The 25250-nt window shown below is 58.9% G+C and carries 21 protein-coding genes; 11 read left to right on the top strand and 10 right to left on the bottom strand.

Features of this window, described 5'->3' with window-relative positions; all coding sequences use genetic code 11:
- Window positions 1–5: 5 nt before the first annotated feature.
- Genes CHN51_RS16770 through CHN51_RS16750 form a run of 5 tightly spaced genes read right to left on the bottom strand, consistent with a single transcriptional unit; the run spans window position 6 to window position 4009 of the window.
- Window positions 6–1190: a molybdopterin molybdotransferase MoeA gene (locus CHN51_RS16770; protein WP_100095039.1), complete on the bottom strand. Its 1185-nt coding sequence runs from the start codon at window positions 1188–1190 to the stop codon at window positions 6–8.
- A complete protein-coding gene (gene moaC / locus CHN51_RS16765) occupies window positions 1187–1657 on the bottom strand; it encodes a cyclic pyranopterin monophosphate synthase MoaC (protein WP_100095038.1) in 471 nt (156 codons plus the stop codon). Before moaC ends, CHN51_RS16770 begins: the two co-directional genes overlap by 4 nt.
- Window positions 1654–2445, bottom strand: a complete 792-nt coding sequence (gene trpC, locus CHN51_RS16760; RefSeq protein ID WP_100095037.1) for an indole-3-glycerol phosphate synthase TrpC — start codon at window positions 2443–2445, stop codon at window positions 1654–1656. Before trpC ends, moaC begins: the two co-directional genes overlap by 4 nt.
- Window positions 2442–3428, bottom strand: coding sequence for an anthranilate phosphoribosyltransferase (gene trpD, locus CHN51_RS16755; RefSeq protein ID WP_100095036.1), 987 nt, complete (start codon window positions 3426–3428; stop codon window positions 2442–2444). The genes trpC and trpD overlap by 4 nt, the downstream gene beginning before the upstream one ends.
- Window positions 3425–4009, bottom strand: coding sequence for an aminodeoxychorismate/anthranilate synthase component II (locus CHN51_RS16750; protein WP_100095035.1), 585 nt, complete (start codon window positions 4007–4009; stop codon window positions 3425–3427). Before CHN51_RS16750 ends, trpD begins: the two co-directional genes overlap by 4 nt.
- Window positions 4010–4097: 88 nt before the next feature.
- On the opposite strand from CHN51_RS16750, the gene CHN51_RS16745 reads away from it, so the two are divergent.
- Window positions 4098–4400 (top strand): polyhydroxyalkanoic acid system family protein, encoded by a 303-nt coding sequence (locus tag CHN51_RS16745; RefSeq protein ID WP_100095034.1) that lies wholly within the window; start codon window positions 4098–4100, stop codon window positions 4398–4400.
- Window positions 4401–4412: 12 nt separating this feature from the next.
- Window positions 4413–5966, top strand: a complete 1554-nt coding sequence (locus CHN51_RS16740; RefSeq protein ID WP_100095033.1) for an energy transducer TonB — start codon at window positions 4413–4415, stop codon at window positions 5964–5966.
- A gap of 597 nt (window positions 5967–6563) precedes the next feature.
- On the opposite strand, the gene CHN51_RS16735 is transcribed toward CHN51_RS16740, so the two are convergent.
- The 3 genes from CHN51_RS16735 to CHN51_RS16725 all read right to left on the bottom strand — a co-directional run bounded on the left by CHN51_RS16735 (window position 6564) and on the right by CHN51_RS16725 (window position 11045).
- Entirely contained in the window at window positions 6564–7394 is an 831-nt protein-coding gene (locus tag CHN51_RS16735; protein ID WP_100095032.1) for an alpha/beta hydrolase, read from the bottom strand.
- A 149-nt stretch (window positions 7395–7543) separates the two neighbouring features.
- A complete protein-coding gene (gene trpE, locus CHN51_RS16730) occupies window positions 7544–9094 on the bottom strand; it encodes an anthranilate synthase component I (protein WP_100095031.1) in 1551 nt (516 codons plus the stop codon).
- A 7-nt stretch (window positions 9095–9101) separates the two neighbouring features.
- The gene (locus tag CHN51_RS16725; RefSeq protein WP_100095030.1) at window positions 9102–11045 is read right to left on the bottom strand and encodes a peptidylprolyl isomerase; all 1944 of its coding nucleotides are present in this window, start codon (window positions 11043–11045) and stop codon (window positions 9102–9104) included.
- Window positions 11046–11198: 153 nt separating this feature from the next.
- On the opposite strand from CHN51_RS16725, the gene tpiA reads away from it, so the two are divergent.
- The 4 genes from tpiA to CHN51_RS16705 all read left to right on the top strand — a co-directional run bounded on the left by tpiA (window position 11199) and on the right by CHN51_RS16705 (window position 15179).
- Window positions 11199–11945, top strand: a complete 747-nt coding sequence (tpiA, locus tag CHN51_RS16720) for a triose-phosphate isomerase (protein ID WP_100095029.1) — start codon at window positions 11199–11201, stop codon at window positions 11943–11945.
- A gap of 196 nt (window positions 11946–12141) precedes the next feature.
- Window positions 12142–12537 (top strand): preprotein translocase subunit SecG, encoded by a 396-nt coding sequence (gene secG / locus CHN51_RS16715; RefSeq protein ID WP_100095028.1) that lies wholly within the window; start codon window positions 12142–12144, stop codon window positions 12535–12537.
- A 179-nt stretch (window positions 12538–12716) separates the two neighbouring features.
- Entirely contained in the window at window positions 12717–14348 is a 1632-nt protein-coding gene (locus tag CHN51_RS16710) for a CTP synthase (RefSeq protein ID WP_100095027.1), read from the top strand.
- A 144-nt stretch (window positions 14349–14492) separates the two neighbouring features.
- Window positions 14493–15179, top strand: coding sequence for a Crp/Fnr family transcriptional regulator (locus CHN51_RS16705; protein WP_100095026.1), 687 nt, complete (start codon window positions 14493–14495; stop codon window positions 15177–15179).
- Between the two features lie 180 nt (window positions 15180–15359).
- Here the strand turns inward: CHN51_RS16705 and CHN51_RS16700 are convergent, their stop codons facing one another.
- On the bottom strand, window positions 15360–15839 hold the full coding sequence (locus tag CHN51_RS16700; protein ID WP_100095025.1) for an Hsp20 family protein: 480 nt from the start codon (window positions 15837–15839) through the stop codon (window positions 15360–15362).
- 506 nt (window positions 15840–16345) lie between these two features.
- Here CHN51_RS16700 and CHN51_RS16695 point away from each other — a divergent pair.
- The 5 genes from CHN51_RS16695 (at window position 16346) to CHN51_RS16675 (ending at window position 24151) form a co-directional block, all read left to right on the top strand.
- A complete protein-coding gene (locus tag CHN51_RS16695) occupies window positions 16346–17596 on the top strand; it encodes a lipoprotein-releasing ABC transporter permease subunit (RefSeq protein WP_100095024.1) in 1251 nt (416 codons plus the stop codon).
- Entirely contained in the window at window positions 17589–18275 is a 687-nt protein-coding gene (locus CHN51_RS16690; RefSeq protein ID WP_206169910.1) for an ABC transporter ATP-binding protein, read from the top strand. The genes CHN51_RS16695 and CHN51_RS16690 overlap by 8 nt, the downstream gene beginning before the upstream one ends.
- A gap of 97 nt (window positions 18276–18372) precedes the next feature.
- A complete protein-coding gene (locus tag CHN51_RS16685) occupies window positions 18373–18846 on the top strand; it encodes a glutathione peroxidase (protein ID WP_100095023.1) in 474 nt (157 codons plus the stop codon).
- Window positions 18847–18989: 143 nt separating this feature from the next.
- The gene (dnaE, locus tag CHN51_RS16680; protein WP_100095022.1) at window positions 18990–22493 is read left to right on the top strand and encodes a DNA polymerase III subunit alpha; all 3504 of its coding nucleotides are present in this window, start codon (window positions 18990–18992) and stop codon (window positions 22491–22493) included.
- Window positions 22494–22543: 50 nt separating this feature from the next.
- Window positions 22544–24151, top strand: a complete 1608-nt coding sequence (locus CHN51_RS16675) for a long-chain fatty acid--CoA ligase (protein ID WP_100095021.1) — start codon at window positions 22544–22546, stop codon at window positions 24149–24151.
- On the opposite strand, the gene CHN51_RS16670 is transcribed toward CHN51_RS16675, so the two are convergent.
- Window positions 24148–25245, bottom strand: coding sequence for a PA0069 family radical SAM protein (locus CHN51_RS16670; RefSeq protein ID WP_100095020.1), 1098 nt, complete (start codon window positions 25243–25245; stop codon window positions 24148–24150). The genes CHN51_RS16675 and CHN51_RS16670 overlap by 4 nt on opposite strands.
- Window positions 25246–25250 lie beyond the last annotated feature (5 nt).

Here is a 25250-nt window from a genome sequence, read left to right as displayed (position 1 = left end):
TCCGGCTAAACAGGAATATAAGGCACCATCGCGCCAACATCCGCGGCATCCGCCTGGGCCGGGCGGAATAGCAAGGCATTGGACGCAGCGAGCACCGACAGTTTTGCGCTGTCCTGGCTACCGAAGGGCGTAATCCCGGACTGGTCGACCTTCGCCCGCAGAAACTGCGCGCGGGGGCCGTTGGCGGAGAGGGTTTCGCTGGTCGGGGCGCTTTGATAGGCGGGCAGGTAGCGGGCGCCTCCGGCCATGAAGCGGATTAGCGGCAGCAGGAACAAAGTGGCCGCGACAAAGGCGGAGGCGGGGTTGCCGGGGAGCGCCAATATCACTGTCTTGCCGAGCTTTCCGGCCATCACCGGCTTGCCCGGTTTCATCGCGATCTTGTAGAAGTCTATTTCTGCGCCGAGCTTGCGGAAGGCGGGGCCGACCAGATCATGATCGCCGACCGATGCGCCGCCGATGGTGACGATGATATCGCAATCCTTTGCGCTTTCCAGCGTCCGGCACAAGATATCCATATCATCCGGAACGCGGCTCAGGCTGCGGGTTTCGGCGGTCAGGCCGGAGAGCATGGCTGACAGCATGACGTCATTGCTGGCGGGTATCTGGTGGGGCAGGGTGGCGCTGCCCGGCGCGACCAGTTCGTCGCCGGTCGAAACCACCGCCACGCGGGGCTGTGTGCCGACCGATAGCTCGCCATAGCCGGCAATAACCGCTTCGCCGAGCGCGGCCGCATTGAGCAGGCTGCCTGCGGGCAAGCCGATGCTGCCCTGCGCGAAATCGCCACCCTGATGGCGGACATGACGGCCTTTTTCAGGAGATGGCTCTGCGGTCAGGCGGATGGTTAAGTCGTCGGCCTCAACATTTTCCTGCATGACCACTGTATCGGCACCCTCGGGTAGCAAGGCTCCGGTGAATATCCGCGCGGTCTCTCCGGCTTCCAGCGCGCGGCAGGGCGGGCTGCCAGCGGGGCATTCGCCGATCAATGTCCACGGGCCATCGCGGTCTGCAAAGCGGATCGCATAGCCGTCCATCGCCGACATATCGGCGGCCGGCTGCTCGCGCCTGGCGATCAGGTCTCCGGCGATATAGCGGCCGAGCGCTTTATGGACGGAAAGCGTTTCGGCGGGCAGGCGGGAGGCCAGCGCGATCAGTCGCTGCTGGGCTTGGTCGAGAGGCAGCAAGCTGCTCATTCCGCGACCCAGCCTCCCGACTTGCCGCCGCTTTTCGAGAGCAGGCGGATATCGCTGATCACCATATCCTTCTGCATCGCCTTTGACATGTCATAGACTGTGAGGAGTGCGACCGAACAGGCTGTTAAAGCTTCCATTTCCACACCAGTCTTGCCGGTCAGACGGGCCATGGACGACACGTTGATCCCATCATCGAGAAAGGTGAAATCCACCGCCACTTTGGTCAGCGCCAGCGGGTGACATAGGGGGATCAGGTCGCTGGTCTTTTTCGCCGCCATGATCCCGGCAATGCGCGCGGTCGCCAGTACATCGCCCTTCTTCATGGCGTTGGCTTTTATAGCTTCCAGGACTTCCAGTTTCATCGTGATCCGACCCTCGGCATGGGCCTCGCGGACCGTGTCGGTCTTGCCGCCCACATTGACCATATGGGCCGCGCCGTCGCCGTCGATATGGGTCAATTTGCTCATTTGGTTCCTGTCAAAAGCTCGCGGGTTGCAGCCTCCACATTATCCTGTCGCATCAGCGATTCACCTACCAAAAAGGCGCGGGCGCCGGACCCGGACAATCGCTGGCAGTCTTCATGGGTGAAAATGCCGCTTTCCGACACCATGATCCGGTCGTCGGGCACCAGTTTCGCCAGCCGTTCGGTCTGGTCGAGGCTGGTCTCGAAGGTCTTCAAATTGCGGTTGTTGATACCGAGCAGGGGCGATTGCAGCTTCAGCGCCCGTTCCAGCTCCGCTTCGTCATGCACCTCGATCAGCGCGTCCATACCGAGCGCCAGCGCTTCCGCCTCGATCTCCGCAGCCAGAGCGTCGTCCAGCACCGCTATGATGATGAGAATCGCATCCGCGCCCAGTGCCCGCGATTCGGCGACCTGCCAGGGATCGACCATGAAATCCTTGCGCAGGCAGGGCAGGTCGACCGCAGCGCGGGCGGCCACCAGATATTCGTCCGCGCCCTGAAAATAGGGCTGGTCCGTCAATACCGACAGACAGGCTGCTCCGCCGGCCTGATAGGCGCGGGCATGGGCAGGCGGATCGAAATCCTCGCGAATCAGACCCTTGGACGGGCTGGCTTTCTTGATTTCTGCGATAAGGGCAAAGCCGTCGGTCGATTTTGCCCGGATCGCTGCAGCAAAGCCTCGCGGTGCGCTCTGACGAGCGATTTCATCGCTCAGCTTCGAAGCCGGGACATCAGCCTTCCGTTGCCGGACATATTCCCGCGTCGTCGCGCAGATCTCTTCAAGCTTGTTCATTGATTGGCGATCCAGCAGTTGAGCATGGCGTTGGCAAGGCCCTTGTCGAGCGCCTCGGCGGCTTCCTCGACACCTTCTTCCCAGCTGTCGACTTCGCCCGCGACCATCAGCGCGGCGGCGCTGTTGAGCAATACGGCATCGCGATAGGCCGATTTTTCGCCCTGCAGCAATGCCTTGAGCGCAGCGGCATTATATTCGGCTTCGCCGCCCTTTATCGCTTCCGCCGGATGGCGGGTCAGGCCGGCATCTTCCGGCGTGATCCGGTTGATCGTGACGGTGCCATCGCTGATGACGGCGACGCGGCTGGGACCGGAAATGCTGAGCTCGTCGAGCCCTTCTTCGCCGGAGACGATCATCGCCTTGTCATAGCCCAGTTGCAGCGCCGCTTCGGCATAAGTCTCGACCAGATCGGGAGAGGCCACGCCGATCAGCTGGCGTTTGACCTTCGCGGGATTGCACAGGGGACCGAGCAGATTGAAGATCGTCCGGCGACCGATGGCCTTGCGGATCGGTCCCAGCGGGCCGAGCGCGGGATGATGGTTGGGCGCAAAGAAAAAGGCGATGCCGATGTCGCGCAGGCTCTGCTCGCCATTGGTCGCCGCTTTCGCCAGATCGAGACCGAGCGCCTCCAGCGTATCCGCCGCACCCGATTTGCTCGATGCGGCGCGGTTGCCGTGCTTTGCCATCGGAATCTCGCAGGCAGCCACCACCAATGCGGTGGCGGTGCTGATATTCAAACTATGGCTGCCGTCGCCGCCGGTGCCGCAAACATCAATCGCATTGTCTGGCGCATCAACCCCGATCATCCGGGCGCGCATTTCGGTGGCTGCTGCTGCGATCTCGGTGGCTGTCTCGCCCCGGTCGGCAAGATCGACCAGAAATTTCGTGATCTCTTCGGCGGAACAGGATCCGCCCAATATCGCGGAAAAGGCTTCGCGGGCCGATGCTGCGGACAGGACGCTGGCCGGATCGGGTAAGGTCATGCCGCTTCCTTCGCTTCGATCCCCGCGATCGCCATGAAATTGGCCAGCAATTGATGACCATGTTCGGTGGCGATGCTCTCGGGGTGGAATTGCACGCCGTGGATCGGCAGGCTTTCGTGGCGGAAACCCATGACCGAACCATCGTCGGCGGTGGCGTTGACCGGCAGGCTGCCCGGAATATCCTCGACGATCAGCGAGTGATAGCGGGTCGCGGTATAAGGCGAGGGCAGGCCGGCAAAGACGCCGCTGCCGTCATGGGTCACCGGCGATGTCTTGCCGTGCATCAACCCGCCGCGCACGACCTTGCCGCCGAAATGCTGGCCAATGCTCTGGTGACCGAGACACACGCCGAGCAACGGTTTCTCGGCATCGGCGCAGGCCGCCACCAGATCTAGCGATATGCCCGCTTCATTGGGGGTGCAGGGACCCGGTGAAATCAGGAAGGCCTGCGCTCCGGTGGCCAGCGCTTCGCTGGCGGTCAGCGCGTCATTGCGCTCCACCCGCACCTCCGCGCCCAGTTCCATCAGATAATGGACCAGATTGAAGGTGAAGCTGTCATAATTGTCGATAACGAGGATCATGCAAAGCTGCCTAATCGGAAATTCCGCTCTCGCCAAGCTTTGACGTGCGACCGAGTGCTGATAAAGCACCGAAAAGGGAGAATATTTCATGGGCGAGCCCGTCACCGTCAACATTCCGCACAAACTGGGTCTGGCCGAAGCCAGGAACCGCATCGGCAGCGGCATCCACACGCTCAGCGATGTCATCCCGGGCGCCAGCCTGACCGACCATCACTGGGAGGGCGACCATCTCCACTTCACCCTCGAAGCCATCGGCCAGCGCATCGTCAGCGACATGCATGTTCGCGAAGACGAGGTCTATGTCGTGCTCGACCTGCCGCCGATGCTGGCGATGTTCGCCAACAAGATCAAGGCGAAGCTGATGAAGGAAGCGCCGAAGATGCTGGAGTGAGGGAGAGGGCGGATGTTTCTTGTGAGGAGAATGAATGGTTTGAGGGTAGGAACCCTGGTTTTACTATTGATTTTGACGACATGTGCATTGGTTCCGGTTGCATCATCTGGCGCAACCACGCCGCTTCACGTCATAAAAATCCTATCGCCCGACGAGGCAAAAGAGCGTGATCTCAAATTACGGCGGGAGTGGGCACCCAGGTGTCGCAGAGCTTGGTCTCGCCGCAAGAATTTGGACAGGATTTTTAATGATCTCGGCATTTCCGACAATAAGTTGTCTGATTTGTCCCGCTATCTATCGGAAGGTCGCCACGGTTGCCGCAAAACGCCTGAGCTGGCCTTGCGTATCATGGGCCGGATCGTTGGAGAAAATCCACTGGCGACCGAAAATGTCTATTTTCTTAAGCAGCTTGTTCAAATTCACAAGGCCGCGCGGCGACCCGATTCTGATCGGAGAATCCTTGAACTCGAGCGAATCCTGTGGATACGGACAGGCCATGTTGGCGGATTGCAAATTTTCCAGACCGAGCAGGAGCGACGCGACTTTATCGCCAGAAATGATATTTGGGCCTATCTTCTTTCGCAAGATAATCGACAATATTTGAATAATCATCATCATATCCTTGATGCGCTTTTCGACCCATTGTCACCGCGCTTCGACCCGGGCGGTGCAATTCAGCGAGCTGTGAAGCGGGGCCATCTCAGTTATAAAGTGAAAGCTGCAAAACTGCTGATTGACGGACAATTGGTTGCCAGAGACATGGATAGGGCCGAGGCTTTGCTTTGGGGGGCAGCGAGGTTACCCGAGGCCGTCTCGATGCTCCTGCCCATCGTTGCATCAAGATTGCAGAGTTCCGACGCAACGATTCGCGATGACACCGCGAGCGCATTATTTGAAATTTCGAAACAGCCATTCGCTTCAAATGTTCGCGATTTGATAATCCCCTATTATCGCAAGAATTTGAGGGATGAGAGTCACATGATTTCGATCGATGCGGCCCGAAAATTGGAAATGTTGACACGCATGCATATGGATACGGCTGCTGACCCGCTATTGGACTGGGTAGATCAAAAATTGGAAAGTCGAAACCGGGAGGAAAAAGAGGCGGCTCAGCTCATTCTTGCGAAATTGGTCCTCGCTCACAAGGCGGGGGCTAGAGCAGTCTTGGAGAAAGATATTCGTCGAACAGGAGGCGTGGTTCAGACAAATAAGGCCGAAGGTTTGCAAATATTGCAGAAGGCGCTCGAGTATAGCCACAGATATCCAGTTCCGGCATTGCGTGAACGCAGGGAGGGCGTTGTATCTGTCGACCTTTTGGTATCGCCCAGTCGTAGAGCTCTGGAAGCATTCGTAATGAAGACGAGCGGTTTTGAAGATATTGACAGTGCCGCCATCAAATCAGCCATTCGCTTTAGTCGCCTAAAATTTCCGGAACTTCCCGACCGCTATGTCAGGATGACCTTGCCGGATATCCAGTTTCGGCTTCCCCGGTGCAGTGAGCAGGGTGAAATCACGCCCCTACTTGAGGGGGCCATTGTGATTGAAGCGCAATGCCTGCGGTGGTGATCCGCTTCGAGAAATAGCCATTGGTTAAGTCTAATCTCACTACCCGAAACCGACATCCTGCGCCCGTCTTTTTGCGTTATGGCCGGGGCCGTTCAACTGGGGCCTGTGTCGAACTGAGCTGCAGTTTCTATAGGGCTCGGGAAGGTTTTTGCCGCCGTGTCGTTGGTTGCGTGCAACCCTATCAATATTGGCTTTTCATATTTTCGTTTCTTTTGTGAATCTTGCCTTGCTTTAATGTTGTTTTTTTGCATTTTCATAACCCTCTAAACTGCGTGGCGCTCAGCCATGTCCACCGGATATAGGGGGATCGGCTTCTTGCTTCGTCTCGCGTTTTTATTCATTCTCAGATCAAAGTCAATTTGGCATCGAGAAATGCCTAGTGCCCGGACTGCCGAAAATCGGCTTCCAGACATTCATGATTTTTCCCGGAACGTTCACGCCTGGGGCGGAAGCCGACGGGCAGAAACTGCACGCGAAGCCCTTCTGCGACCACAGCGAACTTTTAAGCTCATTGACCTAAGCCCACATCCTGCGCCCGCTTCACCGCCTCTTTCGCCGCCGTCGCGCTAGCGGAGCAACGCAGGAATTATTCCGCGATCAGCTTTTGATGAAAGCCAGCAAATCCGCGTTGATCGGATCGGGGTGCGTGGCGAAAAAACCGTGGGACAGGCCTTTATAGGTTTTCATTTCGCCGTTTTTCAGCAACCGGATCGCCTTGTGCGCCGAATTGGCGATCGGCACGACCTGATCATCTTCGCCATGAAGTACCAGGGTTGGCACCTCAATCGCTTGCAAATCCTCGGTAAAATCTGTTTCGGAGAAGGCGGCGATGCAATCATAATGGGCCTTGGCACCACCTGCCATCCCCTGGCGCCACCAGTTCTGGATCAGGCCCTGGCTGATTACCGCATCGGGGCGATTGAAGCCGTAGAAGGGGCCGGAGGGGACGTCGAGATAGAATTGCGCGCGATTGGCAGCCAGAGCGGAGCGGAAACCGTCAAAAACGTCCATCGGAAGGCCGTCAGGGTTGTTTGCGGTCTTCAGCATTATCGGCGGTACTGCGCCGAGGAGGGCCGCTTTGGCGACGCGCCCGGGCTCCGACCGCGCGACATATCGGGCAACTTCTCCGCCCCCCGTCGAGTGACCGATATGGACGGCGTTCTTCAGATCAAGCTGGCGCACAAGCGCGGCAACATCGGTCGCATAGGTGTCCATTTCGTTGCCCGTGTCCGTTTGATCCGAACGCCCGTGACCCCGGCGGTCGTGGGCAATCACGCGGTAACCCTGCCCGAGGAAGAACAGCATCTGGTTGTCCCAGTCGTCCGCACTCAGTGGCCAGCCATGGTGAAAAAGGATGGGCTGGGCATCTCTGGGGCCCCAGTCCTTGTAGAAAATATTGGTACCGTCGATGGTGGTGAAGCTATTCACGGGCAAATCTCCTTCCGGAGCGACTCCAAGTCACCATAATAATCGAAAAACAAGGCCCAATCAATAAAGGTGCGACAGGACGTGCGAGGAAGGTTTAGCGTGTCGTTTGCTGCAAAATCCGACCTTCTGTCGAGGGCTATGCTCGGGGATTACTGACCGAACCCGATATCCTGAGCCCGCTTCACCGCTTCTTTCGCGGCCGCCAGCAACGCACCCGCCTTGGCGCGACATTCGGCCAGTTCATAGGCCGGATCGCTGTCCGCTACGATGCCTGCGCCGGCCTGCACGTGCAGCGTGCCATCCTTCACGATACCCGTGCGCAGAACGATGCAACTGTCCATGCTGCCATCCGGAGAGAAATAGCCGACGCCGCCGGCATAGGCGCCGCGGGTTTCCGGTTCGAGTTCGGCGATGATCTGGCAGGCGCGGACTTTCGGCGCGCCGCTGACCGTGCCGGCGGGGAAGCCCGCGAACAGGGCGTCGAGTGCGTCTTTGTCCGGTGCCAGTTCTCCGATGACGTTGGAGACGATATGCATGACATGGCTGTAAAATTCGACCGTATAGCTGTCGGTGACCTCGACGCTGTGCGCGCTCGCCACCCGGCCGACATCGTTGCGGCCGAGATCAAGTAGCATCAGATGCTCGGCCCGTTCCTTGGGGTCGGCAAGCAGGCTGTCCCTGTTCGCTTTGTCCTCGGCGGCATTCTTGCCGCGCGGCCGGGTGCCGGCGATCGGCCGGATGGTGACTTCGCCGTCGCGCGCGCGGACGAGGATTTCCGGGCTCGAACCGGTGAGCGCAAAGCCGGGCAGGTCGAGGAAGAACAGGAACGGTGAAGGGTTGATCCGGCGCAGGGCGCGATAGAGTTCGATCGGCGGCAGGGTGAAGGGCGTGGTGAAGCGTTGGGCCAGCACCACCTGGAAGATGTCCCCGGCCTCGATATAGTCCTTGGCGCGCAGCACCATCTCGCCATATTTCTCGGGCGAGACCCGGGGCGTGAACTCCGGTTCGCTCGGTCCGGCATCGTTCGAGCCGGTCAGTTCGGTGTGCGGCAACCGTCCTGCGACAAGCTCGGGACGAACGGGGGCAGACAGCCCGCGCTGCGCTTCGTCCAGTCGTTCTTCCGCCGAAGCGATCTTGGCTTCGCTATCGCCAGCGGTCTCGGGCCAAACGGGCGCCACCAGAAACAGTTCATCGGCCAGCCGGTCGAAGATCAGGATCACCGTCGGCCGGACGAACAGCATGTCGGGCAGGTCCAGCTCGGACTGCGGGGCACGCGGCAGCTTCTCGACCAACCCGATGGTCTCATAGCCGAAATAGCCGACCAGACAGGCGAGGGCGCGGGGCAATTCTTCCGGCACGTCCATCTGGCAGGCCTTGACCAGATTGCGCAAGGCGGAAAGGCTGTCGCCGCTTTCCGGGGCAAAGGCGTCGCGGTCCTGCAGCCATATCGGGTTGATCGCGGCTTTCTCGCCATCGGCACGGAACACCAGATCTGGCGCGAGGCCGATCATGCTGTGCCGTCCCCGGGTCTCGCCGCCTTCAACCGATTCGAGCAGATAGTCACCGCGGCCATCTTCCATCAGCTTCAGCGCAGCGGATACCGGTGTTTCGGTGTCGGCAACCTGCCGCCGCCAGATCAGCGCCGGCTTGCCGCTGTCCAGTGCCGCGCGCGCCGCTTCTATTCCGAAACTGCCCGCCATATTGGGATCAGTTCCCGCCGAGCAGCTGTTGTTTCAGCGCGGTCAGCGTATCCTCGTTGCGCTCGACGCCGACATCCGCCTTCATCGCGTTGATGAACTGCGATGTATATTCGGTGCCGAATACCTGTTTGAACTGGGTCTTTGTCGCGTTCAGCAAATCTTCCCGCTTCGACGCATCGCCGCGATTGAGCTTGTCGAGCACGACCACATACCATCCCTGGTCGCGCGGTGCGGCCAGGGATTTGGCAGTGCCCTGCGCCATGCTGAACATCAGGCTGAGCGGCGCGGGGACCTGTCCCTGCTGGCTCTGCCGCGCGAGTTCGGCCCGGGTGGCGCTGATCTTCTGGACATTGGGCAATTTTACCCCGGCATCGGCAACAGCCTTGGACAGAGGCGTCCCGCTGCTGACCGCCTTGGCGATCTTGTCGGCGACCGTTTTTGCCTTTTTCGATCCTTGGTCCAGCATATAGTCGCGGGTCACCAGCTGCTCGATCTGCGCCAGCGGTGGCGGCGCGGATTCGGTGATTTCCGAGACATCGATCGCGGCATATTTCTCGCCGGGAACGATCTCGACGATCTGCGGATCGCTATCCTCATCCACTGCAAAGGCAATCGGCAATATCCGCTGCATTTCGGGGATGGGTTTGTAATTCCGGTCATTGGGGTTCTGGCCATTGGCGAGAAGCGGAGGGGTGGACTCGATTTTTAGCTCTTCGGCCTTGGCGATGTCACCCAGCGTCGCGCCATCGGCAAATTCGTCTTCCAGACGGACAGTCAGCTCGGCGATCGCTTCCTCGATCTTTTCGCGGGTCAGTTCGGCGACAATCTCTGCGCGGACCTGTTCCAGCGAACGGGCCGGGATCTGCTTGACGTCCTGGACCTTGACGATGTGCCAGCCGAGCGCGCTTTGCGCCGGTCCGGCTATCGCGCCCGAACGGGCGGAAAAGGCGGCATTGGCCACGGCTTGCGATGCGCTGTTGGCAAAGTCGGCCTTGTTGACCGGTCCCACGGCAGAAGCCGATAACCCGACCGACTGGGCCGCCTGGTCGATCGAGGTGCCGGCCTTGATCTTGTCGGCCAGCGCCTTGGCGGCGGCCTCGGTCGGCAGGATGACCTGGTTGAAATTGCGGGTCTCGCTAGCCGAATAGCGGGTATTGTTCAGCTTGTAATAGCCGGCAATTTCCTTTTCGCTGGGCTTGATCTTGTCATTGAAGCGCGATTTTTCGAACAGCGCATAACGGATCGTCCGCCGTTCGGGGATCGTATAGCGTGAGGCATTCTTGGCATAAAAGGCTTCGATAGCGGCTTTTGCCGGTTTGATGTCATCGATGAAAGCGACCGAAGGTACGGTTGCAATCTGCCCCTCCCGCGATTCCAGCAGCAGAGAGGCATAAGGCGTGACCAGTTTCTCCGGCACGGCCGCTCCGAAACCGGCGGCCGTCACCAGCTGGTTGGCCATCAGATTGCGAGTGAAGTTGTCGCGCAGCTGCGTCTCGTTGATGCCCTGCTGCTGTAGCGCGCGACGGAAATTTTCTTCGCTGAACTGGCCATCGGCGCCCTGGAAAGTCGGGATACTGGCAATTTCCCCGTCGACCAGCCGCTTGCCGGCGGCCATGCCGTATTTGGCACCGAAGTCGGCAATGGCGAAACTGTTGATCAGCTGTTCGAGAACCTCGTCAAAGCCGCCGCCATTGATGAAGGTCTTGAGATCCAGCCCGGTATTCTGACGCTGTTCACCGCGAAAAGCGTTGTTGACCGACTGGTTGAGCTCCGCGCTGGTCAATTTGCTGTCGCCAATCTTGGCAGCCGTACCCGATCCGGTCACTCCGCCGAAAGTGCCGCTGCTCGACACGTCGGCCGTGGCAAAGGCAATGGCGATCAAACCGACGAAACAGAAGGTCAGAAAAAGGCCCAGTTTCGAGGAAAAAATACGGCGGAAAAAACTGATCATGAAGGAAATGTTCCATTGCGCGAGGTGGATTTGGGCTTGCTTTAGGCGGCTTGGCTTTGTGGTTCAAGCAAAAGACTGCGGAAGGAAATTGGCAAGCGGGACGATATTTGTTAGCGGGCGCAGATTGGAAAAACGGAAAAGGCTGAGGGCATCATGGCAAACCGCAAATATATTGTCGGCAACTGGAAAATGAACGGGCTGCGCGCGCAGCTTTCGGATATAGCGGCGATCGCCGCGATTGCCGCCAATAATGAAGGCGCCGATGTCGGAATCTGCCCTCCTGCCACACTGATCGCCGCAGCGGCCGAGGCCAATCCCGGCTTCGCCATCGGTGCGCAGGATTGTCATTTTGCCGAAAGCGGCGCACACACCGGATGCCTGTCCGCCGCAATGCTCAAGGAAGCGGGCGCAACCTATTCGATTCTCGGCCACAGCGAGCGCCGCGCGGACCAGCAGGAGGGCGATGCCGAGGTGAAAGCCAAGGCCGAAGCTGTCCATGCGGCCGACATGGGAGCGATTATCTGCGTCGGCGAGACCGAAGAGGAACGCGATGCCGGCCAGGCGATTGAAATCGTCACCATCCAGCTCGCCCGATCCTTTCCCGCCGGGGCCAGCGCCGACTGGCTGACGATCGCCTATGAACCGGTATGGGCAATCGGCACCGGCCGCGTCCCCGCCGCCAGCGATGTCGAGGAAATGCACGCCGCAATCCGCGCGAAGCTTGGAGAATTGATGGGGCAGGGCAGCGACGATGTGCGTATTCTCTACGGCGGTTCGATGAATGGCAGCAATGCAGCGGAATTGCTGGCAGTACCCAATGTCGATGGCGGACTGGTCGGTGGCGCCAGCCTGACGGCAGCGAAATTCGGACCGATTATCGAGGCGGCCGCTGCGGCCTGAACGGGCTGCCTGAAATTCGATTGCTCGTGCGGGGCCTATTTTGACCGGCGACCCGGGATCCCGGTCTTGTCTGGTCAGAAGGCAGACAAGACCACCCGTATAAGTGAAGTGCATCATCGCTTGAACTCCGACGGGGCAATCGCTATGTGCGCTGCACGTCGGAGCGCATGCTCGCTATATTTAGTTCGGAAAATCCATGTTTCTTTTTCTCACCGTCCTTCAAGCCATTGTCGCCGCCATGCTGGTGGGTGTCATATTGATGCAGAAATCCGAAGGCGGTGGACTGGGTGTCGGCGGCTCGCCGTCCGGCATGATGTCGGCGCGCGGTGCGGCGGATTTGCTCACCCGGACGACATCGATTCTGGCGGTCCTGTTTGTTGCCCTGTCGATCACGCTGGCGGTTCTGGCCGCTGCGGAAGGCAAGGTCGAAACGATCGACCAGAGCCTGCAACGCGATACGGCACCGGTCTCCGCTCCGGCTGACGATGTGCCACTGGTCGGCGATGATCCGCTGGCCGCCGCGGCCGCTGCAGCAGCAGAGGAAGAAGCGCCGGCGACCGGCTCGAACGGTTCCATTCCACTCGACCAGTAAGCCTTTCGGACACCTTCGTCCGTCCCCGATCCCCGCAACAGCCCGACCAGCGTCCGTGCGCGCTGAGTCGTCCGCTGCTTGTTGAGCGGACAATGACCGCCTCCAAATAATATTTATTTCGCTTTTCCGGATTCGCGGGATTGCCATATGTGCCATTTACGCCTTAAGCCTCTCCTCCCATGGCGCGATATATTTTCATTACCGGCGGTGTGGTTTCCTCTCTTGGCAAAGGTCTGATGGCGGCGAGCCTCGGTGCTCTGTTGCAGGCTCGCGGATATTCCGTGCGAATCCGGAAACTTGACCCCTATCTCAACGTTGATCCGGGCACGATGTCGCCCTATCAGCACGGCGAAGTCTATGTCACCGACGATGGTGCGGAGACGGATCTCGATCTTGGCCATTACGAGCGCTTCACCGGCGTTCCGTCGCTGCAATCGGACAATGTCACCTCTGGCCGAATCTATCAGTCGATCATCACCAAGGAGCGCCGCGGCGACTATCTCGGTGCCACGGTGCAGGTTATTCCGCACGTTACCGACGCGATCCAGGCTTTTGCCGAAGACAAGCTGGACGGCATTGATTTCGTTCTCTGCGAAATTGGCGGAACGGTTGGCGATATCGAGAGCCTGCCTTTCATCGAAGCGATTCGGCAGCTGCGCAACAAGGTCGGTCGGGACAATGCGATTTCCGTGCATGTCACGCTGGTCCCCTATATTGCCGCTGCTGGCGAGCTGAAAACAAAACCGACCCAGCACAGCGTCAGGGAATTGACCTCGCTGGGCATCCAGCCGGACATATTGCTCTGCCGCTGCGAACATCCGCTACCCGATACCGAACGGGCCAAGATCGCCCAGTTCTGCAACGTCCGCAAGGAATCGGTGATCCCGGCGCTGGACGCGAGCAATATCTATAATGTGCCGCTCCAATATCATCAGGAAGGCCTGGATCGGGAGGTACTGCGCGCCTTTTCGATCGATGATGCTCCCGAGCCCGACCTGTCCCGCTGGTATGATGTCATGGAACGGATCGAACATCCGGAAGGCGAAGTCATCGTCGGCGTGGTCGGCAAATATGTCGGTCTGCAGGATGCTTACAAGTCGCTGCAGGAAGCGCTGTTTCACGGCGGTCTTGCCAACCGTGTCAAGGTACAGGTCCGCTGGCTCGATGCGGAACTGTTCGAGAATGAAGAGGATCTGGCCGCTAAACTGGAGCCGCTGCACGCGATTCTGGTGCCCGGCGGTTTCGGCGAGCGTGGCAGCGAGGGCAAGATCGGCTCGGTCAAATTCGCCCGCGAAAATGATATTCCGTTTTTCGGCATCTGTCTGGGCATGCAAATGGCCTGTGTCGAAGCGGCCCGCAATATGGCCGGCATCGAGGGCGCGTCGACGACCGAATTTGGTGAAACCGATGAGCCGGTTGTCGGCCTGATCACCGAATGGATGACCGAAGAAGGTCTGCAGAAGCGCGAGGCCGGCGGCGACCTGGGCGGTACGATGCGGCTGGGCGCCTATGATGCGGTGCTGCAGCAGGGTTCGAAGATCAGCGAGATTTATGGCAGCCGCGAAATCAGCGAACGCCATCGCCATCGCTATGAGGTGAACAAGGGCTATGTCGAGCGGCTGGAGAAAACCGGCCTGATGTTCTCGGGCATGTCACCTGACGGCGAGCTTCCCGAAACCGTTGAACGGCCGGATCACATCTGGTTCGTCGGCGTCCAGTTCCATCCGGAACTCAAGAGCAAGCCTTTTGACCCGCACCCGCTTTTTGCTTCTTTCATAGCCGCGGCCCTGCAACAAAGCAGGCTTGTCTAGGCACGAAAACCGAGTTGTTCTGGCCAGAATTCGCTACATGTCGAATCTGTCCAATATATTTTACAGGATGTGACTATTGTCACACGCATACGGCGAACGGAAGCTAGTTGAAAAGCTTCGATAGAAGGCCGGAGGACGGGTGCAGTGAAAGTCGAAGAACTGGCAGATATTTTGGCTGAGCACAGCCTGTTTGCCGACTGCGACGACGCTGAACTGGCAGACTTGATATTGCGCGGGCATTTCATGCAATATAAAAAAGGGGACGAACTGATCATGCAAGGTGATCCTGGAAACTCGCTGCTGATATTATTGTCAGGCAATGCGCGCACCAGCATGATCGCCAGCAATGGTTATGAAGTTGTTCTAGACTATGCGGAAGCCGGACAGGTTCTGGGTGAAATCGCGCTGCTGGACGGCGGCGAGCGGACAGCCAGCGTGACTGCCATCGAGCCGACATCAGCACTCTCGATAACGCGGGAAGCGTTTGAAGACATTCTGGCAAAGCACAAGAATATGGCTTTGCGCTTGCTAAAGGTCATGGCCAAGCGCATCCGGATGGCCAACAGCATGATCGAAGGCGATCGGGCCTATACATCGGGACCGCGACTGGCGCGCTATCTGTTGAGATTATCGGTGGTCGGCGCAGACGAGGGGCGTCTGAAGCTGGACCTGAGTCAAAGCGAACTCGGCAATTTTGCCGGCATGTCGCGCGAACATATCAATCGGCAACTGTCCTCATGGTCGGAAAGCGAGATTGTGGCAGTGGAAAGCGGAAAGGTCCGGATATTGGACCACGCCATGCTTTCCCATATTGCCGAAGCAGATTCTTGACGAAAATTGGCCTTTTGCGACCCGGGCTAATTATCGTCAAGAGTGACACCAAGCGGGTGTCAGGGGCAGTCGGATCCTCATCCGGCTGCCCCATTTCATTCCACCGCCATTGTAAGGCCGCCAAATAAAAAGGCAGCCAGATCGCTCCGGCTGCCCCTGAAATTTGCGTTGGTCTGCTGCTTAGGCGGCTTTGTCTTCTTTCTTCTTCCGCTTGTCCGCTATCTTGGTGACATTGTCGCCCTTGTTGATCGCGATCGTTTGCGGCCGCATTGCTTCGGGGATTTCCCGAACAAGGTCGATTTCAAGCAGGCCGTCGGCCAGCGCGGCATTTTCCACGCGGACGAAATCGGCGAGTTCGAAACGCCGTTCGAAGTTGCGGTTGGCTATTCCCATGTGCAGGAACTGCTTGCCTTCATGGTCGTCGGTCTTCTTGTTGCCGGCGACGAGCAGCAAATTCTGCTGGGCGGTAATTTCGATTTCGTCATCCTTGAAACCGGCGACCGCCAGCGTGATCCGGTAATGATCTTCACCGCTGCGTTCGATGTTGAACGGCGGGTAATTCTCGGATTGCTGCGCGCGGGCATTATTTTCAAGAAGGTCGAACAGCCGGTCAAAACCTACGGTCGAGCGGCGATAGGGGGTAAAGTCAAAACGATTCATATCTATATCCTCTGCGATTGAGCAATGTAAATCCGGACCCGCATATGCGGCATCCCTTTCGTTGTTGTGGAACCCGAATGGCGTTCCACATGACTAAAGATATGATCAACTTTGCGGATTTCAAGAGGAAGAAAAGCCAGAGATACCAATGGCTTGAAAATTTTTCAGCGCAAAAAAACGCCCGGATGCCGATAAGCACCCGGGCGAAAATGGTGACGAATTAATCCGTCCCCTGTTTTCCCGTCCTATTCAACGCCGCTTGTCCCCCAACATTTGGCGGAACCGGAAGGGATCCCTGAACCATGACCCGTTAATCGAGATGTTTGATTCTGTAATCATCTCTGATCGACTGACATAAATTTGTCATGGTAAAATTGGGGGTTTCGCAAGATTGGTCTCCGCTTGTGTCATATCGGCAACAGCATATTTACCACCATGCCACTTGCTTGCCCCGACCTGCGACCGTAAAGGCAGGGAAACCTGATCCAAGGAAGTTTTCGCACGTCATGCTCCTATCCCGTTACGAATGGGTCATCGCAAAACGCTATCTGTTGCCGGGCAAGGGGGAGGGGTTCATCTTCCTCGTTGCCAGTATCAGCCTGGTTGCGGTCATGCTCGGCGTCGCCGCGCTGATCGTGGTGATGAGCGTCATGAACGGCTTCCGCGCGGAGCTGTTCGACAAGATCGTCGGCCTCAACGGCCATGCCGTGATCCAGGGCTATGGCGGGCGTCTGCCCGGATGGCGAGACCTGCTCGAGGAGACCCGCGCGACCGAAGGTGTCGTCTCGGCATCACCGCTGATCGAACAGCCCCTGCTGACCACTTTCAACGGACGGGTTGAAGCGGTGCTGGTGCGCGGGATGGAAGTACCGGACATATTGAACAACGAGACGCTCGACGGAAAAACCGTGGCCGGCGACCTGGCGCGCCTGGAAGCCGGGTCGGGGCGGGTTGGTATCGGCAGCCGGCTGGCGACCACGCTGGGCGCGCAGGTCGGGAGCCGGATCACCATCATCAATCCTCAGGGTCGCTCGACCCCATTTGGAACCGTGCCGCGGGAAATCGCCTATGATGTGGCCGCGATATTCGAAGTCGGTGTCTATGATTATGACAAGGCATTCGTGATCATGCCGATGGAGGACGCGCAGACTTTGCTCTTGCTCGGCGACCAGATCGGGATGATCGAAATCAAGACCAATGATGCGGACAATGTCGGCCAGATCATCGCGCCGCTGATACCCAAGGTGGCCGACCGCGGAGTGATCATCGACTGGCAGACGATGAATGCCTCGCTGTTCGAGACGCTGCAGGTCGAGCGGGTGGTGATGTTCGTGATCCTCTCGATCATCATCCTGGTGGCCGTGTTCAACATATTGTCGTCGCTGATCATGCTCGTGCGCGCCAAGACCCGAGATATCGCGATTCTGCGCACCATGGGGGCGTCTCGCGCATCGCTGGTGCGGATTTTCGTGACGGTGGGCACGTCGATCGGGACGCTCGGCATCGCCGCCGGGATCATCCTGGGCCTGATCGCCATCTATTTCCGCCAGAATGTGATCAATTTCGTCCAGATCATCACCGGGCAGAATCTTTGGGACCCGTCTATCCGCTTCCTGACCGAATTGCCGGCGCGAACCGATCCGATGGAGGTCGTGGGTATCGCCGGGCTGGCGCTGCTGTTCAGTTTCTTGGCGACACTCTATCCCGCCTATAAGGCGGCCAGTACCGATCCGGTCCAGGTGCTTCGCTATGAGTGACAGAAAAATCGAGAAAACCGTAGAATTGCGCGATGTGAAGCGCAGCTTCATTCAGGGGGATGTCAGGATCGAGGTGCTTCGCGGCGTCAATCTGGATATCCATGCGAATGAAATCGTCGCGCTGGTCGGTCCCTCCGGATCGGGCAAGTCGACCCTGTTGCAGGCCGTCGGATTGCTCGAGGGCGGTTTTGAAGGATCGATCAAGCTCAACGGCGAGGAAACGGCGCAATTGCCAGCCAGCGGTCATACGCGCATCCGGCGCGATCTGCTCGGTTTCGTCTATCAGTTCCACCATTTGCTGCCCGACTTTACCGCGCTGGAAAATGTAGTGATGCCGCAGCTGATTGCCGGTACCAGCCAGAAGGCGGCGGAGGAGAGAGCCGAAACTTTGCTGCGCAGCCTGGGTCTGGGAGCGCGGCTGGATCATAATCCGAGCAAATTGTCCGGCGGGGAGCAGCAGCGGGTCGCCGTTGCCCGGGCGCTGGCCAATGCCCCGAAACTGGTGCTGGCCGACGAGCCGACCGGCAATCTTGACGAAGCGACCGCCGATCTGGTGCTCTCCGAATTTATCGCACTGGTACGGCAGGAAGGCAGCGCGGCGCTGATAGCGACGCATAACGAGCGTCTGGCTGCCAGAATGGACCGGGTTGTCCGGCTGCACGAGGGTGTTTTAACCTAGGCTTTTCGACTCGAATCGAGAATGGCTTTGACATTTCCCGTGCGAGTATCAATCTGTGGGGCGGGGAATACCTAGAAACAAACATTGCGGGGCGCATATGAAGGTTACGGAATTTCAGGTAAAGCAGGCGGATGGTTCGATGGAGGACTTGTCCGCTCATAAGGGCAAGGTGCTTCTGATCGTCAACACCGCCTCGAAATGCGGGTTTACGCCGCAATATGAGGGGCTCGAAAAGCTGCATCAGGAATATCACGACCAGGGCCTCGAAATACTGGCCTTCCCTTGCAACCAGTTCGGCAACCAGGAGCCCGGTGATGCCGACGAAATCAAGAATTTCTGCTCGCTGAACTATGATGTGAGCTTCCCGCTGATGGCCAAGATCGACGTCAACGGCAATGATGCCGACCCGCTCTGGAAATATCTGAAAACCGAGAAATCCGGTCTGCTCGGTTCCCGGATCAAGTGGAATTTTACCAAGTTTCTGGTCGACCGCGAGGGCAATGTCGTTGCGCGCTACGGTCCGGCGGTGAAGCCGGAACAGCTGAAGAGCGAGATTGAAGCGCTGCTATAGCGGTCCTGTTTGCCGAAAATTTCCGCCCGGTCAGGATCCCGCGCAACCGTCCGGCAAATATGCTGTGGACAAATGGTCGATAGTTCCGCCCCGCATGATCGTCCCCATATGCAAGAGCGCGATGGCGCGCTAGTCTGACGATCATGGCCCAGATTCCTTTCGTCCATCTCCGTACCTTTTCTGCCTATACGATCCTGGATGGAGCGATGGAGCCCGCAGCGATTGGCGCTGCGGCCAAGGAGCGCGGTTTTCCGGCGGTTGCGCTGTGCGACCGGATTGGTCTTTTCGCTTCGATGGCGTTCGATGACGGCTGTCGCGCCCAGGGGGTGCAGCCGATTACGGGTTGCTTCCTGAGGGTTGCGCGACCCGGTGGCACTGACCCGTCCAAACCGGTGCTGGATTGGATCGCGCTCTATGCGCAGGATGCCGAAGGCTATGAAAATCTTTGCAAGCTGGTGTCGGCTTCGCATCTCGACCGGCCAGGCGAACTGGACGCCCATGTTCCTTTCGAAATGCTGGGGGGACACAGCAATGGCCTGATCGTCCTGACCGGAGGCGGCGAAGGCGCGCTGGCGCGACTGGTTGCAGAGGAGCAGCAATCGGAAGCCGAAGCCTATCTGTCCCTGTTGCAGCAATATTTCCCGGGACGACTCTATATCGAATTGTCCCGCCGCGAGGACCCGGTCGAAATGGCAGCGGAAGCCGGTCTGATCGCGCTGGCTATGGATCGCAATATTCCGCTGGTAGCGACCAATCCCAGCTGCTTTTCCGAACCTGATTTCCACGAAGCCCATGATGCGATGAAATGTATCGCGCAATCCGCCTATGTCGAAAATGACGAGCGGGAGAAGCCGTCGCGCCATTTGTGGATGAAAAGCGCCCTGGTGATGGAGGACCTGTTCTCCGATTTGCCCGAAGCCTTGCAGAATACGCTTGTCATCGCCCAGAGATGCGCCTTTTCGCCACCCAAAAGAGATCCGATCCTGCCCAGTCTGGCGGGTGATCTGGACGGGGAAATCGAACAGTTGCGCAAAGATTCCACCGCCGGTCTCGAACGGCGGCTGGCGTTCGTCAATCTGACGGACGAAGAGGAACGGAAAGTCTATTTCGACCGTCTGGCCTTCGAGCTGGACGTGATCGTCAGCATGGGCTTTCCCGGCTATTTCCTGATCGTTGCCGACTTTATCAAATGGGCGAAGGATCACGACATTCCGGTCGGGCCCGGCCGTGGTTCGGGTGCCGGCTCGGTCGTTGCATGGGCGTTGACGATCACCGATCTTGATCCCATCAAACTCGGATTGCTGTTTGAACGTTTCCTCAATCCGGAACGTGTGTCGATGCCGGATTTCGATATCGATTTCTGCGAAACGCGGCGCGGCGAGGTCATTCGCTATGTGCAGGAAAAATACGGCGACCGGCAGGTGGCCCAGATCATCACCTTCGGAAAGCTGAAGGCGCGCGCGGTGATCCGCGATGTCGGGCGGGTGCTGCAAATGCCTTACGGGCAGGTCGACCGGCTGACCAAGTTGATACCCAACCATCCCACCGACCCCTGGGATCTGAAGCGGTCGCTCAACGGCATCACCGAACTGGCGCAGGAATATAAGCAGTCCGACGTGAAGCGATTGTTCGACCTTGCCATGAAGCTCGAAGGTCTGCCGCGGCACAGCTCGACCCATGCTGCCGGCGTGGTCATTGGCGATCGCCCGCTCGATCAGCTGGTGCCGCTGTACCGCGATCCCCGCTCGGACCTGCCGGTAACCCAGTTCGATATGAAATTTGTCGAAAAAGCCGGTCTGGTGAAGTTCGACTTTCTCGGGCTGAAGACGCTCTCGGTGTTGAAAAAGGCGGTCGAACTGCTCGCTGAACGCGGCATAACGGTCGAGCTGGAAAACCTGAGCTGGGAAGACGAGAAAGTGTTCGAGCTGCTCCAGCGCGGCGACACTGTCGGTGTGTTCCAGCTGGAATCCGAAGGCATGCGGCGCACGCTGGCCGCGGTGAAACCGACCAACTTCGGCGATATTATCGCACTTGTTTCGCTCTACCGGCCGGGACCGATGGACAATATCCCGCTGTTCGGCGACCGCAAGAACGGCCGGGTTGAAATCGCCTATCCGCATCCGTTGTTGCAGGACATCCTGAAGGAAACCTACGGGATTTTCGTCTATCAGGAACAGGTGATGCAGGCAGCGCAGATCATCGCCGGCTATTCACTCGGCGAAGCAGATTTGCTGCGTCGCGCGATGGGCAAGAAAATCCAGGCGGAGATGGACGTCCAGCGCAAGCGGTTCGTGACGGGCGCCGCGGAAAACGGTCTGAACAGCGATCAGGCCAACGAGCTGTTCGACTTGATCGACAAATTTGCCGGCTATGGTTTCAACAAGAGCCACGCGGCGGCTTATGCTCTGCTCGCCTATCAGACGGCCTGGCTGAAGGCGCATCATCCGCATGAATTCTACGCCGCCTCGATGTGCTTCGACATGCACCAGTCCGAGAAGCTCAGCATTTTCGTCGATGACATGAAGCGGCTGGGCGTAACCGTCCTGCAGCCGGCAATCAACAAGAGTCGGCCGAATTTCTCGGTGGAGGAACAGCCTGACGCGCTGCTCGCCGTCCGCTATGCGCTGGCGGGTCTGAAAAATGTCGGCGAGAAGGCGATGCAGTCGCTGGTCGCCGAACGTGCCCAGAGCGGGCCGTTCTCGTCGATCGAGGATTTTGCCAACCGGATTGATCCGCACGGCCTCAACAAGCGCCAGCTGGAAAGCCTGGCCTCGGCCGGAGCTTTCGACGATCTGGAGCCCAATCGCGCGGCGGTCCATGACGGCGCGGACATGATACTCTCGGTCGCCAACAGCGCCGCCGATGCGCGCGAAAGCGGGCAGGGCGGCCTCTTTGGAGAAGGCAGTGTCGGCGGCGATATGCAGGCGATCCGGTTGCCGGAGAACAGCAACTGGTCGCTCAACGAGATCATGGTCCGCGAGCGCGATGCCTTCGGCTTCTATTTCTCCTCGCACCCGGTGTCCCAGTTCCAGGCGGTATCATCCTCGCTCGGCGCGATGACCTATGCGGCATTGTGCAGCGGAGAACCGATTGGCGAGGGCATTCGCAAGCCGGCGGTGATGTCCGCGCTTATCGAGAAAGTGCGCTGGCGCGACAGCCGACGGGGCAAGAGATTCGCGCTCGCCGACCTCTCCGACAGCAGCGGACAATTTTCCGCCAGCTGCTTCGACGAGGACCAGTGCAAGATATTGGAAGAGCTGTCTCAGGAGGGGCGCTGCGCCTTGCTCAAGGTCGAGCTGGACCAGCAGTCGGAAGACGAAAATCCGCGGGTGGCGATCCGGACGGTCCAGCCGCTCGACGGGCTGGAGAAAACAACCCGCACGCGAATGGAGCTGGAAGTCCGGGACATTGCCGGTCTGCACGAGCTGACCAATCTGGTCGCCCCGCTGCTTGGCGGCCAGAGCGAGATCGTCGCTACCATGGCGGGACCCGATGATGATCCGGTCAAAGTCTGTCTCGGCCGGTCCTTCCGGCTGGATGCCGAAACGGTGGAGATGCTGGAACGGGTTCATGGGCTTGCCAACGTCCGTCTGGGGCCGGCCCGACCAATGCGGGTTGCAAAACCCAAATTAAGGCTTGTCAGCTAGGCTCAAACATATCAGAAACCCGCCAAATATAAACTGTTTGGAGAGATGATATGGCCGGTGCAATGCAAGCGAGTTCGCTCAAGATTACAAATTTGATCGATCACGCTGCGAGAGAGCATGGCGATCGCGAGATTGTGAGCTATTGGGCGGATGGCAGCATCAGCCGCAGCAACTGGGCCGAGATCGGGCTGGAATCACGCAAATTCTCGCAAGCATTGCAACGGCTTGGCATGAACAAGGGCGACCGGATCGCGACCATCGCGATGAACCATGCGCACCACCTGATCAGCTGGTACGGTTCGGCCGGTATCGGCGGCATCCTTCACACGGTCAATCCGCGCCTGTTCGAAGAGCAACTGGTCTATATCATCAACCATGCCGAAGACCGGGTGCTGCTGTTCGACAAAATGTTCGCGCCGATTGTCGAAATGCTCAAGCCGCAGCTGAAAACGGTTGAACATTATATCCAGTTTGACGGCGAGAAAGGCGATTATCCGACCTTTCGCGAGCTGGTCGATGCGGAAGACGGCAATTTCGACTGGGTCGATGTCGATGAAAATGATCCGTGCGGTCTCTGCTATACCAGCGGTACCACCGGCAATCCCAAGGGCGTGCTCTATGAGCATCGTTCGAACGTCATCCACGCGATCACCGAAGTGCAGCCCGATGTGATGGATCTGGCGACCCGCTCGGTGATGCTGCCGGTTGTGCCGATGTTCCACGCCAATGCCTGGGGACTGCCCTTCGCCTGTGCGGCGGTCGGCGCCAAAATGGTGTTTTCGGCCAGCAATGAGGCACATGTCCTGTGGAAACTGATCCGTGACGAGGGCGTGACCCATAGTGCCGGCGTGCCGACCGTATGGCTTTCGATGTTCGCCGATATGGATGAAAATGGCGGCGATTACGGTAAATTGGGCGTCGTCGTGATTGGCGGTTCCGCCTGTCCGCGTTCGATGATCGAGCGGTTGATGAAAAACGGCATCCGTGTCGCCCATGCCTGGGGCATGACCGAGACCTCTCCGATCGGTACCGCCGGTTCGCTTCCCGCCAACTGGGACGCGCTGAGCTTTGACGAGCAGGTGGATGTCATCTGCAAGCAGGGCCGGCCGCCATTCGGTGTCGAGCTGCGAGTGATCGACGAGGAGGGCAATGTCGCCCCGCGCGACGGCAAGACCAGCGGCACGCTCGAAATCCGGGGCCCTTGGATTATCCAGCGCTATTATCGTGCGGATGAGGATGCGGTCGAGGATGATGGCTGGTTTGACACCGGCGATGTCGCAGTGCTGCATCCCGATGGCACGATGCAGATTACCGACCGGGCCAAGGATGTGATCAAGTCGGGTGGTGAATGGATCAGCTCGATCGAACTGGAAAATGCCGCTGTCGGCTGTCCCGGTGTTGCCGAAGCGGCAGCGGTCGGTGTCTATCATCCGAAATGGGACGAGCGGCCTCTGCTGCTGGTCGTGCGCAAGCCCGGCAGCGAGGTGTCGGAAGACGAGATCATCGCCTATCTCGGCGACAAGGTCGCCAAATGGTGGCTGCCGGACGAAGTGAAATTCGTCGCCGAGGTGCCGCACACCGCCACCGGGAAAATCCTCAAACGGTCGCTGCGCGAGGAATATAAGGACTATAAGCTGAAAAGTCTGGCGGACGCCTAGAATAGTTCCATCTGGCTGCCCTTGATCACCGGGCGCCGGAACAGATCGGTTCTGAGTTTGAGCTTCGCCTTGCCGATCCCGGCCTTGCGCGACGCGATGCCTATGCGGGTGCGGATCAGGTCGGCCCATGGTCCCTGACCCCGCATGCGGCTGTGGAAATCGGGATCGTTGCGCTTGCCGCCGCGGATCTGCCGGACGATGCTCATCACCTTGGCCTTGCGCTCCGGATAATGGCTTTCGAGCCATTGCTCGAACAGGGGCGCGACTTCATGGGGCAGACGCATGGGAATGAAGGAGATGCTCCTGGCGCCACAATCCGCTGCCGCCGCGACAATCGCTTCAATCTCGTGATCGGTGATCCCCGGGACGACCGGCGCGATATTGACATGCGCATATATGCCGGCGGCGCTGAGCGCCCGCACCGCCTCCAGCCTGCGCGCAGGAGCGGGCGCTCTGGGTTCCAGCAGGCGCGCTGTCTGCGGGTCGAGCGAGGTGATGGAAATAGCCACCGCCGTAAGCTGCTTGGCCGCCAGCCGGGTTAGCAGGTCGATATCCTCGACCACGCGATTGGATTTTGTAGTGATTACCACCGGATGGTGCGTTTCCAGCATGACTTCCAATATCTGCCGGGTGATGCGGTAGCGTTTCTCGATCGGCTGGTAGGGATCAGTATTGGTGCCGATGGCGAGGCTGGCCGGCCGGTAGGCGGGTTTGGCAAATGTCTGGCGGAGCAGTTCGGCGGCATTCGGTTTGGCGAACAGCTTGCTCTCGAAATCGAGGCCGGGGGACAGATCGTGATAGGCATGCGTCGGCCGGGCATAGCAATAGACGCAGCCATGTTCGCAGCCGCGATAGGCGTTGATCGAACGATCGAACGGCAGGTCGGGCGAGCTGTTGTAACTGATGATCGACTTGGGAAATTCGACGGTGACGTCCGTCCTCAGCCTGGCGGCGCTGTCTCCGATACGCTCTCGCTCGTCCAGCCAGTCGCCGTCCGTCTCCCGGTCCAGTAGATTGAATCGTTGCGAGACCCCGTTGCTCGGCGCGCCTCTGCCCTTCTGGACCTGATGCAATATCCTGCTCTTGTCGACCATGCGCT

This window comes from Sphingorhabdus sp. YGSMI21 (genome assembly GCF_002776575.1).
Classification (GTDB): Bacteria; Pseudomonadota; Alphaproteobacteria; order Sphingomonadales; family Sphingomonadaceae; genus Parasphingorhabdus.
This window is presented reverse-complemented; position numbering and strand designations above follow the sequence as displayed.